Source organism: Novosphingobium sp. BL-A-28-Hi1-0D (assembly GCF_055521755.1).
This window is the reverse complement of record NZ_CM145502.1, coordinates 3,494,801-3,510,930: the sequence shown is the minus strand read 5'-3', so window position 1 is coordinate 3,510,930 and position 16,130 is coordinate 3,494,801. Positions and strand designations below refer to the sequence as shown.

Below are 16,130 nucleotides of genomic sequence, written 5' to 3'. Positions count from 1 at the left end.
CTGTCAGGCAGGTGGCAGGACCTCTTCGCGCTCGGGCAGATTGGCACCGGTGGATGCGTAGTACACCATTTCCGCGATGTTCGTTGCATGATCGCCGATACGCTCGATGTTGCGTGCAACGAACAGGAGCTGGGCGGCGCTGCTGATCGTGGCCGGGTTCTCGACCATGAACGAGACTAGGTTGCGGAAGATCGAATCGTAGAAGGCATCGACCTTGGCATCACGCTGGACAATCTCGGCGGCGGCCACGGGGTCGCGCGCGGCAAAGGCGGTCAACACGTCGTGAACCATTTCGGCGGCAAGGTCGTTCATCGCCGGGATCAGCGTCAGCGGTTCGAACCGCTTGCGGCCCTCGATGATGCCGACGCGCTTTGCGATGTTCTTGGCGTAGTCACCGATGCGCTCGATCACGCCGGCGATCTTGAGCGCGGCGATGACTTCGCGAAGGTCGTCCGCCATCGGTGCGCGCAGGGCGAGCACGCGGATCGCAAGCTTGTCGACTTCGGCCTCGAGCTGGTCGATGCGCTTGTCGCGCGCGATGACACCTGCGGCAAGGTCATGGTCACCGCGCAGCAGCGCGTCCATCGCTTCCGAAACGGAAAGCTCGGCAAGTCCGCCCATCTCCGCGACCAGGCCGCGCAGCCGGGTTATGTCGTCGTCGAAAGCCTTGACGGTATGTTCGGCCACCAGTTCGTCCTTCTCGTCGCGTTGCCGTGGCTCAGCCGTAGCGGCCGGTGATATAATCCTTGGTCCGTTCTTCACGCGGATTGGTGAAGATATCGGAAGTCTTGCCGTATTCGACGATCTTGCCAAGGTGGAAGAACGCCGTACGCTGAGAAACGCGTGCAGCCTGCTGCATCGAGTGCGTGACGATGACGATGGCAAAGCGTCCGCGCAACTCGTCGATCAGTTCCTCGATACGTGCCGTGGCGATAGGGTCAAGCGCGGAGCACGGCTCGTCCATCAGGATCACTTCAGGGTCGACCGCAATGGCGCGGGCGATGCAAAGGCGCTGCTGCTGGCCGCCGGAAAGCGCGGTTCCGCTGTCGGCAAGGCGGTCCTTCACTTCGTCCCAGAGGCCTGCGCGGCGCAGCGATTGCTCGACGATCTCGTCAAGCTCGGCCTTGCTGCCGGTGAGGCCGTGGATCTTGGGACCATAGGCGATGTTGTCGTAGATCGACTTGGGGAAGGGGTTCGGCTTCTGGAACACCATGCCGACGCGGGCGCGCAACTGCACCACGTCCATGCCCGACTTGTAGATGTCCTCGCCGTCGAGCAGGATTTCGCCTTCGACGCGGGCATTGGCGATGGTGTCGTTCATGCGGTTGAGCGAGCGCAGGAACGTTGACTTGCCGCAGCCCGAGGGGCCGATGAACGCGGTGACATAGCGCTGCGGAATTTCGATGGAGACATCGTCGATCGCGCGCTTGTCGCCATAGAACACCGAGACGTTCTTCGCGCTCATCTTCGAAGGCGCGTCGAAGTAGGGCCTGTCGTCAGCCTTCACTTCAGTCTTGATCGCTTCAGCGTTCATTTTACCACCGTTTTTCGAAGCGGTTGCGCAGGTAGATCGCAAGGCCGTTCATCAGGAGAAGGAAGACGAGCAGGACCACGATGGCGGCGCTGGTGCGCTCGACGAAGCCGCGGTCGATCTCGTCGGACCACAGGAAGATCTGCACCGGCAGCACGCTCGACGGGGCGGTGAAGCCGGAAGGCGGACTGGCGACGAAGGCGCGCATGCCGATCATCAGCAGCGGAGCCGTCTCGCCCAGCGCGCGGGCCATGCCGATGATCGTACCGGTGAGGATGCCGGGCAGCGCCAGCGGCAGCACGTGGTTGAACACCACCTGCACCTTGCTGGCGCCGATCGCCAGTGCAGCGTCACGGATGGATGGCGGCACTGCCTTGATTGCATTGCGGCCCGAAATCACGATGACCGGCATCGTCATAAGCGCCAGGGTCATGCCGCCGATCAGCGGGGCCGAGCGGTAGTTCGGAAAGAGGCCGAGGAAGACCGCGAGGCCGAGCAGGCCGAAGATGATCGAGGGCACTGCCGCCAGATTGTTGATCGAGATTTCGATCCACTCGGTCCAGCGGTTCTTGGGAGCGTATTCCTCAAGGTAGAGAGCCGAGAGCACGCCGACCGGGAAAGCCAGGACCAGCGTGATGAACATCGTCAGCATCGAGCCCTTGAGCGCGCCCCAGATGCCGACAGACTGCGGGCTGGTCGCGTCCGATCGGCTGAGGAAGCCCTTGTCGAAGGTGCGGACCAGCTTGCCCTCGCTGACCAGCTTTTTTGCCACTTGCTGCATGGCGGCATCGCCTTCGCCGCGCTGGGCGCTTGCAAGGTCGTCGCTGGCGGGCAGCGAGGCGTGGTAGGTGCCATTGAGCAGCGAAGGGTCTTCGATCAGGGCAGTCGCCACTTCGCGCCAGGCGCCTTGGGCGACGAGATCGTCGGCGTCCGGACCAAGTGCGTTCTTTGCGGCGCCCTCGACGACTTTTTCCAGCCCTGCCAGTTCCAGCCCGCCCATCGGATCGGCCTGAGTCAGGCGACGGGAATCGATCTGCATCGACCCGGCCAGCGGGATGTCGAAGCGTACTTCGCTGCGCTGGAACCCGGCGACACCGGCCGAACTCATGTTGACCAGCAGGAAGGCAAGCATCAGCGCGGAGAACGCCACGGCGATAAAGCCGAGCCAGCGGAAGCGGCGGTCGGCGGCGCGGCGGCGGGCAAGACCGCCTGCCATGCGCGCGCGACGCTGCGCCTGCAATTCGGTAAGCTGCGTGGTGGAAACCGTCTCGGTCATCACAGGGCTCACTCGTAGGCTTCGCGGTAACGCTTCACCACGCGCAGGGCGATGAAGTTCAGCGTCAGGGTGACAAGGAACAGGACCATGCCCAGCGCGAACGCGGAAAGCGTGGCGGGATGGTCGAAGCTGCCTTCGCCGGTCAGCATGGCGACGATCTGGAAAGTGACCGTGGTCATGCTCTCGAACGGATTGGCGGTAAGGTTGGCCGAGGCACCGGCAGCCATGACGACGATCATCGTCTCGCCGATGGCGCGGCTGATGGCGAGCATCACGCCCGCGACGATGCCAGGCAGGGCGGCGGGGACGAGGACCTTGGTGATCGTCTCGGCCGTGGTCGCGCCCATGGCGAGGCTGCCGTCACGCATGGCCTGCGGCACGGCGGCAATCGAGTCGTCGGCCATCGAGGAGACGAACGGGATGATCATGATGCCCATGACGAGCCCGGCCGCCACGGCGCTCTCGGTCGACGCGCTGGAGATGCCGATGGCCTGAGCCGCATCGCGCACCATCGGGGCGACGGTCAGCGCGGCGAAATAGCCGTAGACCACGGTGGGTACGCCCGCGAGGATCTCGAGCAGCGGCTTCATCACCTTGCGCACGCCGCTGCTGGCGTATTGGGTGAGGAAGATCGCGCTCATCAGTCCAAGCGGAATGGCAACGATCATGGCGATGATCGCGCCGATGTAGATCGTGCCCCAGAACAGCGGAATCGCGCCGTAATCGGTTCCGGTGGGCAGGCCCGAACTCATCGGGTCGGGCGACCAGTGGGTGCCGAACAGGAAATCGATCGGCGAGACCATGCCGAAGAAGCGCACTGTCTCGAACACCAGGCTGGCGATGATGCCGATGGTGGTGAGGATCGCGACCAGCGATGCGATCAGAAGCAGCGCCATCACCGCACGTTCGACGCGGGTGCGGGCAGTAAAGTCAGGCTTCAGGCGCAGGAACGCGAAAGCGCCCCCGGCAAAGCCGACCAGAATCGTTACGATAAGCCCGATGGAATCATAGAGCGTGATTGCTGCGCGATAGGGCGCGATCAGCCCTTGCGCTTCCTCGTTGAACACGCCGAATGCCTTGCCTTCGGCGACGGCACGGGCTTCTGCGAGCATTGTCTCACGCTCGAACCCGAAACCGGGCAGCAGTGAGGCGGCGGGATCGGCAAGGACGTGGGAAGTGATCAGTGTCGGGCTGATGGCATTCCAAAGCACCGCAAAGAGCAGGGCAGGGACGCCGATCCACAGCGCGACGTACCAGCCGTGGAAATTGGGCAGCGAGTGCAGCCGGGTGCCCGGCGCAGCCTTGCGAAAGGCCCAGGCACGGGAGCGTGCCGCCAGCCAACCGAACAGGCTCAGCCCGAAGGCGAGCAGAAGCAGGATGGCTGGCGACATGACTCCGGTATTACCCCCAGTTTTACTTCAGCTGCGAACCGTCAAGGACCGGGAGGTCGTTAACAGCCTTCGCGCTGCCTGCAAGCACATCGTCAGGTGCGACCACCATGCCGAGCTTGGCAAGCGCGCCATCCTTGCCCCAAAGCTTTGACCATTCAGTGACAAATGCCTGGAGACCCGGAATAGCCTTGAGGTGCGCCTTCTTCACATAGATGTAGAGCGGGCGGGCTCCGGGATAGGTGAAGTCCGAGATGGTGGCGTAAGTCGGCTCGACGCCCTTCATCGTCAGGCCCTTGATGCGGCCCTTGTTCTCTTCGAGGTAGGAATAGCCGAAGATGCCGATGGCCTTCGGGTTCGCCTCGATCTTCTGGACGATCAGGTTGTCGTTTTCACCGGCATCGACATAGGCGCCATCATCGCGAACTTCGCCGCAGATCTTGTCATGCTTGTCCTTGTCGCTGTCCTTGAGAGCCTTCATCTCGGCGTTCTCGTCGCAGCCCTTGGTCAGGATCAGTTCCTTGAGCGCGTCGCGCGTGCCCGAAGTCGACGGCGGACCGTAGACGAGGATCGGTTCGGCCGGGAGCGACGGGTTGACGTCCTTCCAGGTCTTGGCGGTGTTGGGCTTGCCATAGGGGTTCTTGGCAAGCGCCTTGTAGACGTCTTCCGGGGTCAGCGCGATGCCGGGGCCGCTCTGCGCCTCGGCGAAGGCAACGCCATCGAGACCGACCTGGATCTCGACGATGTCCTTCACGCCGTTCTTGGCGCAATCCTCGAACTCGGACTTCTTCATCCGGCGCGATGCGTTTTCGATATCGGGGAACTGTGCGCCGACGCCGGCGCAGAACAGCTTCATGCCCGCGCCCGTGCCGGTCGATTCGATGATCGGCGACTTGAGCGAAGGATCAGCCTTGGCCAGCGATTCCGCGACCGCCTTGGCAAACGGATAGACGGTGGACGAACCCACCGCACGAACCTGGTCGCGGGTGCCCGCTTCCTGGCTGCCGCAACCGGCAAGAGCGAGAGCGCCGAGTGCGGCGGCGGAGAGCGAAATCGTACGAATCATCGACATGGGTTCTAGCCTTCATCCCGTTGGCAGGGACGCCAATGCGACGATTACGTGACAGGTTTATGACAACGATCTGCCGTTTGTGTCAGTCTTCAGCAACATTTGTCTGCGGAGCGAGCGGAATGCGCACGGTGACCGTGGTTCCGACGCCGAGCGTGCTGGCAATATCCAGCTTGCCACGGTGCCGTTCGACGATGTGCTTGACGATCGCAAGGCCTAGGCCGGTGCCGCCCGCGGCGCGGCTGCGGCCCGGATCGGTGCGATAGAACCGGCGGGTGAGGTAGGGGAGGTGATCGGGGTGGATGCCTTCGCCCTTGTCGGTCACCACCAGTTCGGCCTCGCCGTTGCGCGCGGTGAGCCCGACGCGGACCGGCTGCGTGGGGTCGCCATATTTGAAGGCATTGTCGATAAGGTTGCGCACCAGTTGGTCGAGCTGCTGGCGGTCGCCCAGGACGATGGCTTCTGTGGCATCCGCTTCCAGTCGGCCTTCGCCCGCCGTCATCGCCGTCTCGCTGGCGATGCTGCCGACCATCTGCCCAAGGTCGATCCGATCGCGCGGCAGTTCGTGCTTCTCGGCCTCGATGCGCGAAAGCGACATGAGGTCCTCGACGAGGCTTTGCAGGCGGCGGGACTCGCGCAGGACTGTGGCGTGGAACTTCGCGGCCGTGGCTTCGTCCACTTTCGCGTCCGGATCGGCCAGCGTCTCGATGTAGCCGATGATCGAGGCGAGCGGCGTGCGCAGCTCATGGCTGGCGTTGGCGACGAAATCGGTATGTGCGCGGCTGATGTCGGCCTCGGCGGTGCGATTGACCATCTCGATCAGCGAGAAGCGTTCGTCGATGGGGACGCGGCTGACCTGCCAGATCGAGCGGGCGCCGGTCAGGCCGCGGACCAAAGCGCGGCCTTCGGGCTTTTGCAGCAGGCGGATCGCTTCGGGATGGCGCAGCGCGACGCGGGCATCCTGCCCGATGATATGGGTGCCCAGTTCCTCGCGCGCGGCAGCATTGGCAGCGGCAATGCGCTGGCCGTCGAGCATGAGCACGGGAAGACCGAAGGGTTCTACCAGTTCGATCATGGCCTGACGGGATACGCTGCCGTCGTCGCGGCTGATCGTTTCCACGACCGGCTCGGGGCGCGCCAGCCATAAGGTGGCAAGCCAGACAAGCAGGATGGCCAGCGCCATCCAGAAGCCGGAGCCTCCGAGATACATCACGATCGCTGCGCATGCGGCAACGATGATGCTGGGAAGTGGCAGCGACAAACCCTTCATCGAATCACGCCGTGTGGATTGCTCGTGCCTGCGAATCGCCGAACGGTGTGTCGGCTTCGTTGCACCGCGGATAGGCGAGAGCAGGCAGGTGACGCAAGCAAGGCTGAAGCGTTGTCACATTCGGCTTCCGATATGTCGCTGAAAAGCCTCAGGCAGATGCGCGGACAGCATGGTGACCCCTACGGGAATCGAACCCGTGTTTCAGCCGTGAGAGGGCCGCGTCCTGACCGCTAGACGAAGGGGCCAATCTGCGTGAAGGGCCAAGCTGTGCACTGCCGGCTTCATCCGGTTCGGGAAGAAGCAAGTGGTGACCCCTACGGGAATCGAACCCGTGTTTCAGCCGTGAAAGGGCCGCGTCCTAACCGCTAGACGAAGGGGCCACTGGGCTTGCGCCGCTGGGCAGGTCCGCGCCTCTAAGGGGATGATCGCGGGGCGTCAAGCGGCGATTTGCAGAAATTTCTCAGTCGGCGAAAGCGGCGTCCTCGACGTGGAGTTCGGCGGCGGGGCGGCTGCCCCAGTCGTCGATCTTGGCACGCCCTGCGAGCCAGAACTGCCGTCCGCGTGCGCCGTGGAGCAGGACCTGCCCCATCTCGGTCTGCGCCGCCCGGAAGGCAATGGCCTTGAACGAGCGGCCATCGGAGCCAGCTGCGATCATCCGCACGTGATCGGTACCGACCAGGTCACACTTTACCAGGCGCACGGGGCCGACCGCAACGCGAGGTCCTGGCCAGCCGATGCCGAAGGGGCCTGCCGATTCCAGCGTTTCGACCAGCGTAGGCGTCAGACCGCCGGGTGCCAGCGAGAGATCGAGCAACAGCGATTGCGAGGAGCGGGCGCCCACGACCTCGCGAGCGAGGCGTTCGTCCAGCCAGTCAGCAAGGCGATTGAGGTTCGCTGGATCGATCGTCAGCCCGCAGGCCATGGCGTGGCCGCCGCCTGCAATCAGCAAGCCTGCCTCGCGCGCGGCGATTATTGCTGCGCCCAGATCGACCCCGGCGATGGAGCGACCGGACCCCTTGCCTTGACCCGCCTCGTCGGCACCAAGCGCAATGACCAGCGATGGCTTGCCGGTCTTTTCCTTGATGCGACCCGCCACGATGCCGATTACGCCTGGATGCCAGCCGTGCCCTGCCAGCACCATCACTGCCCGGTTGTGCTGCGCGGCAATCTGCGCTTCGGCTTCTTCCTGTACCACCTGCTCGATGGCGCGGCGCTCTTCGTTGAGGCGGGAGAGCTGTGCGGAGATATCGCGGGCCTCGTCCGGGTCCTGCGTGGTCAGCAGGCGCACGCCGAGTGTCGCTTCGCCGACGCGGCCGCCCGCGTTGATCCGGGGCCCGAGCGCAAAGCCGAGATCGCTACATGTCGGCGCACGGCTGAGGCGGCTGGCATCAATGAGGGCAGAGAGACCGATGTTCTCGCGCCGCGCCATGATCTTCAGGCCTTGCGCAACCAGCGCCCGGTTCAAGCCCTTCAATTGCGCCACGTCGGCCACCGTTCCCAGCGCGACCAGATCGAGCAGGCGCATCAGATCTGGTGCCTTGCGTGTCTCGAAGTAACCACGCCCGCGCAAGTCACGAACCGTCGCCACGGCCAGCAGAAAGGCAACGCCGACTGCGGCCAGATGTCCATGGGCGGCCGCTTCGTCGCATTCGTCGAGGCGGTTCGGGTTGACCAGCGCAGCGGCGCGGGGAAGCTCGGGCGAGCACTTGTGGTGATCGACCACGATCACATCGACCCCGACTTCGGCTGCCGCCGCCAGCGCCTCGTGCGCCATCGCGCCGCAGTCGACCGTGACGATCAGGTTTGACCCTTCCTGCGCCAGCTTGACCAGCGCCTCGCCCGAGGGGCCATAGCCTTCGAGCAGGCGGTCGGGGATGTAATGGCCCGCGCTCACGCCAAGATCGCGCAGCAGCAGGATCAGCAGTGCCGCGCTGGTTGCGCCGTCGACGTCATAGTCGCCGTAGATCGTGATTCGTTCGCCCGAGAGCACGGCGTCGGCCAGGCGACGGGCGGCTGTGTCCATGTCGCGGAAAAGCGAAGGATCGGGAAGAAAATCGCGCAAGGTCGGACGACGGTGGCGTTCGATATCGTCCGGGCCGACCCCGCGCGAGAGCAGGAGCTGGGTGACGATCGCATCATCCACTTCGTTGCCACCCTGGCCTGAGCCTGAAAGGCCAAGGTCCATGTTCCCGCCGCGCCAGCGCCAGGCCTGTCCTGAAAGGGATTGCGTAATAGCCGTGACCGGAATCATCGCTTTGCGCTATACCATGGCGCAGGCTGCGGAAAGGGCAGGCGGGTGTGCTCTTGCTCACCGCGCTAGAATTGTCCCCCGCGCATAGGGTCGCATCGGTTCTGTAATCCTTGAGGAGGATGCTGAAATGCGCGCGAACATGGGACATTACCTCATCGGTGGTCTGGTCATTGCCGGGGCGGGCGCGGGTGGTCTCGCCCAGCAGACCAGCGCGCCAATCGCTCGATATGAGATGCGAGCCGAGACGATGTCGGGGTTTGGTGCGGGTGGTCAGGGTGGCATGGGCGCTGCCATGGCGATGGCGATGGGGGGCACGTCCAAGGCGCAGCACATGCTCTGGCTCGATCTTGGCACATCGCGCGCAGCCGCTGACGGGAAGCCCAAGGCGGAACATTTCATGCCGGCAGGAGCCAAGCTCGGAAAGTCCGTGCTGCTGAAAACACCCGTGAAGACGCCTGTGGAACCTGGCACGACGGATTTCCAGCGGCCCAAGGGGCGGATGCTGATCTTCTGGGGCTGCGGCGAACATGCGCCGAAGGGGCAGCCGGTGGTGATCGACTTCAGCAAGCTGGCAGCTGGGCAGGTCCCGCCCGGACTTTTCACCACCGCGGTGCCGGTGGATCGTTGGGTTTCTCCATCGTCGAGCCGCACCTACGGGACCTGGCCGAGCGACGACGGCAAGTCGGCCAAGCCCGATTCGTCGCTTGTCGGTGCCCACCGTGTGGTGGCCAATTACTCCCCGGATATTTCCTTAAGTCTGGCAAAAGACTTCATGGGACCCCTGAATGCCTCGAACAGTTCGCAACCCAGCGGCGCCACGCTTCTGCGCTGGGGGGCGGTGCCCGATGCGACCGGCTATTACGCGATGATCATTGGCGGAAAGCAGGCGCCCAAGGGGCAGGACATGATGGACATCGTCTGGTGGTCGTCCAGTGCGTCGCGCCAGTTCGGCGGCGGACTCTCGGACTGGCTTGCACCGGCGACCGTGGCGAAGCTTGTCACTGACAAGACCGTGATGTCCCCGCAGACGACGACATGCACCATTCCGGCAGAGGTCAAGGCGGCAGCGCCCGACTACATGTTCGGCACGCTCCACGCCTATGGCCCGGAAGAGTCGTTCGCCTATCCGCCACGCCCTGCCGATCCCAAGGTGAAATGGGTGCCCGAATGGACTGCGCGTATTCGCCATCGCTCCACGACCGGATTCCTTGTCGGTATCGAAGGCTTCGGCGGGGCGGCGAGCGCGGAGCCCCAGGCGCCCAAGCCGCAGTGCAAGCCCAAGAAGAAGGGGCTGGGCGGTCTGCTGGGCGGAGCCGTCGGCGGCGCGCTGGGTCTTCCGGGCGGCGGCGGGGACGGCTGCTGAGCGCATGGCGAACGGGCTTCTGATCGTCTGGCACAGCCGTACCGGGGCGGCTGAAGCGATGGCTTCGGCCGCGGCCGACGGGGCGAGAGCGGAGTGTGGTCCGGAAGCCTGCAAGCTGATCTGTGCGGAGCAAGCGTCCGTGCAGGACCTTCTCGGGGCAGCGGGATATCTGTTCTGTTGCCCCGAAAACCTCGGCAGCATGACCGGGGAAATGAAGGCATTCTTTGACCGGACCTACTATCCCGTTCTCGGGCAGATTGAAGGTCGGCCCTATGCAACGATGATCGCAGCGGGCTCGGACGGCACCGGAGCGGAACGGCAGATTGACCGCATCGTGACGGGATGGCGGCTGCGCCGTGTCGCCGAGCCGATGATTGCCTGCACACATGCGCAGACGCCCGATGCGATACTTGCGCCAAAGCAGCTATCAGCAGACACGCTGCAGAATTGTCACAATCTGGGACAAGCAATTGTAACAGGCCTCGCGATAGGGGTTTTCTAAGCAAACACCGACTATAGTCCGGAACGGGACAATCGTGGCGCGGTGGTGACTCGACGCTTCCCGAACGCTGTGCAACGCTGAGTCATTGCTGAAAGGTGGGCGAGTGGACGCTAGTGACCGGTCTGCAGATTGTGCGCCTGTCGCCGCGTTGCTGCATGGTGCTGAAAGCTTGCCTGCTCTTTCCGATCTTCTGTCGGGCCCTGAGCGGGGTTTGCGCTATTTCGTTTCCCACGCCCCCGAAGCCAGCGAAGGCTGGGCAGAAGTGCTCAGCAACGGGCTGACGTTCGACCTTCGCGGCCTGCGCGATGGTCCGGCCCAGCCAGCGCCGGACATTGCAAGTGCCCTCGGCCTGCCACTGCCGGTTCCCGCTGAATCCAGTTGGCTTACCGTTGCTCCAGGACCCCATCTTGCCGGAGCGGAGCGCCTGCTTCCGGTGATTCGCGTCGTCTCCATGCTGCTGATGGAGCTCGCGAAGGTCGGTCCGGCAAGGGGAGTCGCCTGGTTTCCCGCCCGTTTGGTCATTAAATCGGACTTGTTCGAGCGCGCTGTGCGTCCTTGGCTCGAAGGCGGCGCGTTCCCCGCGCCAGCCTTTGTCGCAATGCATCGCGGTGCCGATGGCTCGCTGCGGACCGAGGGACTCAATTTCCTGATAGGGCAGGAATTTCTTCTCGGCCCGGGCGAATCTGGCGATGTGCGTCAACTTCCGTTTGTCGCACTACGCCTCGTCGACTGGCTGGTCGCTAACGGGCCAGTGATCGAATCGGCAAAGGCAGTTCTTGCCGGAACGGGGGCAGTCTCGCTTGAGGCTGAAGGAGGCGAACGTATCCTTGCCCGGTGCGACTGAAACTGAGCCATTTCCGATCTGATAGGGGGTGCCTGCCATTCGGCAGCGTCAACATTCCCGGGCATTCGGGCTATCTGCCAGATCAGCAGCGCCACCACCTGATACCAAGGCAGGTTCTGAATTTCGCGCCACTTCAACGAATGATCAGTTCATTGGGAGCGGACCGCCTCGGCATTCACGACTTTCGCCGTAACGGCCAGTTGCTCCCGGCATCTGAACGAGCGGCCTTGCGCGCAGGTCTCCCGCTCCACCGCGGGCCGCACCGGGCCTATAACGAGATGGTCATAGAGCGGATCGGGCAGATCGAGGCCGACTGGTCCCGTGATCGCGACAAGGGCCGTGGTGCAGACTATGTCGCGCTAATGCGCTTCGATCTGCTGCAGCGTGCGCTGAGGCGAAGGCTGCTCGACCCGAGGAACTGGTCGCGAACGCCCTTGAACGCTCGCGACCCTGCTCTTGATTTCGGTCATCTCGACGAGATGGTAGACCTGTTCTGGTCGGATACGGCCTCTGTCGGCCTCGTAGTACACGCTAGGTGAGAAACGGCGTAGAATTGGCCGAAAGCGCCGAAGCGGCTTCACGGTACTGCGCTTCAAGACGGTCAACACGCGCCGCGACGGGTTCGACGGCCTTGACCGCGCCAATGCCCTGGCCCGAGCCCCAGATATCTTTCCACGCCTTGACTTCGGTGTTTCCGCCCGAGCCGAAGTTCATCTTGCTCGGATCGCTTTCTGGCAAATTGTCGGGATCGAGGCCGGAATTGACGATCGAGGAGCGCAGGTAGTTGCCGTGGACGCCAGTGAACAAGTTGGAATAGACGATGTCGCCTGCCCGGCTATCTACGATGGCTTGCTTGTAGGCCTGCTCGGCCCGGGCTTCCTCAGTCGCGATCCAGGCTGATCCGATATAGGCGAAGTCTGCACCCAGAGCTTGCGCGGCAAGGATCGAACGGCCGTGAGCGATTGCGCCCGACAGTGCAACGAGGCCATCGAACCATTCGCGGATTTCCTGCATCAGCGCGAAAGGCGACTGCGCGCCTGCGTGGCCACCGGCTCCTGCTGCGACCGGAATGAGGCCGTCGGCGCCCTTCTCGATGGCCTTGCGAGCGAAACGGTCGTCGATCACGTCGTGCAGCACGATGCCGCCCCAGCTATGCGCCGCGTTATAGACGTCTTCGCGCGCGCCGAGTGAGGTGATCAGCATCGGCACTTGCCACTTGGCGCACATCGCCATGTCTTCATCGAGGCGGTTGTTGGTCTTGTGGACGATCTGGTTGACCGCGAAGGGGGCAGCTGGACGGTCCGGGTTGGCCCGGTTGTAAGCCGCCAGTTCCTCGGTGATCTGGTGAAGCCATTCGTCGAGCTGGCTGATCGGACGCGCATTGAGCGAGGGGAACGAGCCCACGATCCCCGCCTTGCACTGCGCGATGACCAGTTCAGGGCAGGAGATGATGAACAGTGGTGAGGCGATCACGGGCAGGCGCAGGTTGGCGAACAGGGCGGGAAGTGGCATCCGGTTCCGATCCTTCTCGAACGGCGGTTAATCGGGCAGTTAAATGCGCGCTATGCCAAGCCGGCGCGCTTGTCAAAGGGGATCAGGCCAGCATGTCCTCGATGCCGTAGAAGCGCGCAGCGGTGCCTGCGAAGAGCGCGCGCTTCTCCGCCTTGGATGCGCCGTGGGCGAGGCGCTTGAACGTGTTCCACAAGACGTTGTAGCTCGCGCCCCACTTGTCGACCGGGTAGTTGCTTTCGAACATCGCGCGCTCAGGCCCGAAGGCCTCGATGCAGGTTTCAATGTAGGGCCGCCACATCGCGGCAAGCGTTTCCGAGGAAAGGCCTGCCATCGGTCCCTGCTCGGGCAATCCGCAGAACGACATGGCAAGGCCACCCAGCTTGATCGTGACGTTGGGGCATTGAGCGAGGGCGTGAATGCTCTCCCGCCACACATCAAAGCGTTCGTGAAGCTTGCCGTGATAGCTGGCGGTCCCAAGCGGCGTACCGCAGTGGTCGAGGCAGATTGGCTGGTCCGGAAAGGCGCGAGCAAGGTCAAGCGCGTCGGACAGTTGTGGCTCCAGCAGCCATGCGTCGAAGGTCAGACCCATTTCGCCAAGGTGCCTGAACCCCTGCCGGAATGCGTCTGAGCAGTAGAGTTCCGGCGGGGCATGGAACGGAGGGCCGAGCACGTCGGGATTTGCGTCCCACGCACCTTGATGGCGGACGCCCCGGAAGCGCCCGTTGCCCGCCTGTGCAAGCGCTTCCAGCACCGGGCGCGCTCCGTCGCCAAGGGTCAGGTCGGCGTGGCCGATGATTGCGGCGCAAGGGCGGAAATCGCCGTAAAGGCCGCTGGCACCCTGCGCTGCCACCCCGTTGACGAACTCGACTTCGCCAATCGGCTTCATCGCCGTGTCTGCCCCTGCACGATAGAAGGCACCGCACTCCATGTAGACAGTGGCAACTACGTTGTGTCCGCCTCGCGCGTCTGCCAGCAACTGGTCGAACGTGTAATAGGCCGAGTGGGACAGCGTCTCGATGAAAGGATGGCGCGGCTGCGGGAAGGCCGCGATCAGCGGGCGCAAGTCCCAAAGGTGGTGGTGCGGATCGATGATCGGCAGATCAGGTTCGAGAATCGCTTCTTGCGCCATAAGTCCTGTCCCGTTGCGTGCCTCTGGCGGGCATCGGGTGGACTATGGCGGATCGCCGGAGCGCGACAAGTGGATTTAACTGGCCGATTGAACAGGTGGCTCCGAAGAGCCACCTGCATGGCAATCAACCGACGGCGTTCGCAGCGCTGAGAACCGCGCGCACGCTTGCCGTGGCGACGTCTTCGTCGATGCCGACGCCCCAGATGGTGCGGCCATCGGCAGTCTTGCATTCGACGTAGGCTGCGGCGCGGGCATTGCTGCCGGCACCCATCGCGTGCTCCGAATAGTCGGTGATGTCGATCTCGACGCCGAAACCGTCCTTGAGGGTGGCGACGACCGACGAGATCAGGCCGTTGCCGCGGCCGGACACCGACTGAACCTTGCCGTCGACCTCGATCTTGCCTGCGAAGATACGCGTTCCATCAGGTCCGCGCGCTTCCTCGTAGTCGACAAGCTGGAAGTGCTGCGGCGCATCGAGGCGATAGGCCTTGCGGAACACGCCCCAGATGTCGGCTGCCTGCAGTTCGCGGCCGAGTTCGTCAGCCAGTTCCTGCACGTGGCGCGAGAAGTGCGCCTGCATCTTCTTGGGCAGCTTGAGGCCCTGATCCTGCTCGAGCACCCAGGCAAAGCCGCCCTTGCCGGACTGCGAGTTGACCCGGATCACCGCTTCGTAGCTGCGGCCGAGGTCTGCCGGGTCGATCGGCAGGTAGGGGATCGCCCAGAGCTCGTCGTTGCGCGTTTCCTGCGCTGCGAAGCCCTTCTTGATTGCGTCCTGATGGCTGCCTGAAAACGCAGTGAAGACCAGCTCGCCGCCATAAGGATGACGCGGGTGGACCGGCAGCTGGTTGCAGTACTCGACGGTCTGGATGACTTCGTCGATGTCGGAGAAGTCCAGCTCAGGATCGACACCCTGCGTGTACAGGTTGAGGCCCACGGTCACGAGGCAGCAGTTGCCGGTACGCTCGCCATTACCGAACAGGCAGCCTTCGACACGGTCTGCACCTGCCATCAGGCCCAGTTCCGCCGCAGCAACACCAGTGCCGCGATCGTTGTGGGTATGCAGCGAGATGACCGCGCGATCGCGGTTCGGCAGGTTGCGGCAGAAATACTCGATCTGGTCGGCGTAGATGTTGGGCGTCGCCGCCTCTACCGTTGCCGGCAGGTTGAGGATGATCGGCTTTTCGACCGTCGGCTGGAGAATCTCCATCACCGCCTCACAGCATTCGATGCTGAAATCGACTTCGGCAGTGGAGAAAGTCTCCGGGCTGTATTCGAAGTGCCAGTCGGTCTGCGGGAAGCGGGCGGCCTGATCGCGCAGGAACTTCGCCCCGTCCTGTGCGATCTTGCGCACGTCGGCCTTGTCCATGCCGAACACGACCTGACGCCACAGCGGCGAAACCGCGTTGTAGACGTGAACGATGGCCTGCTTGGCGCCAGCGAGGCTTTCGAAGCTGGTCTTGATCAGATCTTCGCGCGACTGGGTGAGAACCTGCACGAACACGTCGTCGGGAATGCGACCGGCATCGACGAGGCCGCGGATGAAATCATATTCGGTAGCACCGGCGGACGGGAAGCCGACCTCGATTTCCTTGAGGCCCACCTTGAGCAGCAGGTCGAAGAAGCGGCTCTTTTTCTCCGCATCCATCGGATCGATCAGCGACTGGTTGCCATCGCGCATGTCGGTGGAGAGCCAGCGCGGGGCCTTGGTGATCGTGCGACTGGGCCACTGGCGATCAGGCAGGTCGATCTGCGGGAAAGGACGGTACTTGGCCGAAGGATTCTTGAGCATAGTCATCGGAGTGCACTCGAATTGTCTGGATTTTGCCGGTTTTGCTTTTCATCCCCTGGGCGCCGTGCGCGCCGGGATGGACCGACGCGTCAGCTCACGCCCAAGGGCGGATAAGTCGCAGGGTAAGGTCCAGTCGAGTGGTCATGCGACAAGCCTATGGTGAATCGCGTCGCGCTTGTCCAGAATGAATGCGAATAGAATGGGAG

Annotated in this window: 14 protein-coding genes and 2 tRNA genes; 4 read left to right on the top strand and 12 right to left on the bottom strand. The window is 63.6% G+C overall.

Features of this window, described 5'->3' with window-relative positions; translation table 11 throughout:
* Nucleotides 1–3: 3 nt before the first annotated feature.
* From phoU to recJ, 9 genes are all read right to left on the bottom strand, one after another.
* On the bottom strand, nt 4–690 hold the full coding sequence (gene phoU / locus ACZ1JW_RS16975; RefSeq protein ID WP_144903028.1) for a phosphate signaling complex protein PhoU: 687 nt from the start codon (nt 688–690) through the stop codon (nt 4–6).
* A 28-nt stretch (nt 691–718) separates the two neighbouring features.
* Nucleotides 719–1,534 (bottom strand): phosphate ABC transporter ATP-binding protein PstB, encoded by an 816-nt coding sequence (gene pstB, locus ACZ1JW_RS16970; RefSeq protein ID WP_465125573.1) that lies wholly within the window; start codon nt 1,532–1,534, stop codon nt 719–721.
* Between the two features lies 1 nt (nt 1,535).
* Entirely contained in the window at nt 1,536–2,807 is a 1,272-nt protein-coding gene (pstA, locus tag ACZ1JW_RS16965; RefSeq protein WP_465141420.1) for a phosphate ABC transporter permease PstA, read from the bottom strand.
* 8 nt (nt 2,808–2,815) lie between these two features.
* Nucleotides 2,816–4,198, bottom strand: coding sequence for a phosphate ABC transporter permease subunit PstC (pstC, locus tag ACZ1JW_RS16960; protein WP_465141419.1), 1,383 nt, complete (start codon nt 4,196–4,198; stop codon nt 2,816–2,818).
* 22 nt (nt 4,199–4,220) lie between these two features.
* Complete coding sequence (locus tag ACZ1JW_RS16955; protein WP_465142804.1) at nt 4,221–5,261, bottom strand: substrate-binding domain-containing protein; 1,041 nt, start codon at nt 5,259–5,261, stop codon at nt 4,221–4,223.
* Nucleotides 5,262–5,349: 88 nt separating this feature from the next.
* Nucleotides 5,350–6,534 carry a sensor histidine kinase gene (locus ACZ1JW_RS16950; protein ID WP_465141418.1) on the bottom strand — a complete coding sequence of 395 codons (1,185 nt, stop codon included), beginning with the start codon at nt 6,532–6,534 and terminating at the stop codon, nt 5,350–5,352.
* A 170-nt stretch (nt 6,535–6,704) separates the two neighbouring features.
* Nucleotides 6,705–6,779, bottom strand: a tRNA-Glu gene (locus ACZ1JW_RS16945).
* A gap of 60 nt (nt 6,780–6,839) precedes the next feature.
* Nucleotides 6,840–6,914: transfer RNA gene (locus ACZ1JW_RS16940), tRNA-Glu, on the bottom strand.
* Nucleotides 6,915–6,994: 80 nt separating this feature from the next.
* A complete protein-coding gene (recJ, locus tag ACZ1JW_RS16935; protein WP_465141417.1) occupies nt 6,995–8,785 on the bottom strand; it encodes a single-stranded-DNA-specific exonuclease RecJ in 1,791 nt (596 codons plus the stop codon).
* A 127-nt stretch (nt 8,786–8,912) separates the two neighbouring features.
* On the opposite strand from recJ, the gene ACZ1JW_RS16930 reads away from it, so the two are divergent.
* The 4 genes from ACZ1JW_RS16930 (at nt 8,913) to ACZ1JW_RS16915 (ending at nt 12,033) form a co-directional block, all read left to right on the top strand.
* A complete protein-coding gene (locus tag ACZ1JW_RS16930) occupies nt 8,913–10,148 on the top strand; it encodes a hypothetical protein (protein WP_465141416.1) in 1,236 nt (411 codons plus the stop codon).
* A gap of 4 nt (nt 10,149–10,152) precedes the next feature.
* Complete coding sequence (locus ACZ1JW_RS16925; protein ID WP_465141415.1) at nt 10,153–10,650, top strand: flavodoxin family protein; 498 nt, start codon at nt 10,153–10,155, stop codon at nt 10,648–10,650.
* A 169-nt stretch (nt 10,651–10,819) separates the two neighbouring features.
* Entirely contained in the window at nt 10,820–11,494 is a 675-nt protein-coding gene (locus ACZ1JW_RS16920) for a hypothetical protein (RefSeq protein WP_465141414.1), read from the top strand.
* Nucleotides 11,495–11,547: 53 nt separating this feature from the next.
* Entirely contained in the window at nt 11,548–12,033 is a 486-nt protein-coding gene (locus ACZ1JW_RS16915; RefSeq protein ID WP_465142803.1) for an AHH domain-containing protein, read from the top strand.
* Here the strand turns inward: ACZ1JW_RS16915 and ACZ1JW_RS16910 are convergent.
* From ACZ1JW_RS16910 to leuA, 3 genes are all read right to left on the bottom strand, one after another.
* Nucleotides 12,026–13,006, bottom strand: coding sequence for an NAD(P)H-dependent flavin oxidoreductase (locus ACZ1JW_RS16910; protein ID WP_465141413.1), 981 nt, complete (start codon nt 13,004–13,006; stop codon nt 12,026–12,028). The genes ACZ1JW_RS16915 and ACZ1JW_RS16910 overlap by 8 nt on opposite strands.
* Nucleotides 13,007–13,088: 82 nt before the next feature.
* Nucleotides 13,089–14,135: an amidohydrolase family protein gene (locus tag ACZ1JW_RS16905; protein ID WP_465141412.1), complete on the bottom strand. Its 1,047-nt coding sequence runs from the start codon at nt 14,133–14,135 to the stop codon at nt 13,089–13,091.
* A 124-nt stretch (nt 14,136–14,259) separates the two neighbouring features.
* Nucleotides 14,260–15,930, bottom strand: a complete 1,671-nt coding sequence (gene leuA / locus ACZ1JW_RS16900) for a 2-isopropylmalate synthase (RefSeq protein WP_465141411.1) — start codon at nt 15,928–15,930, stop codon at nt 14,260–14,262.
* Nucleotides 15,931–16,130: the final 200 nt, after the last annotated feature.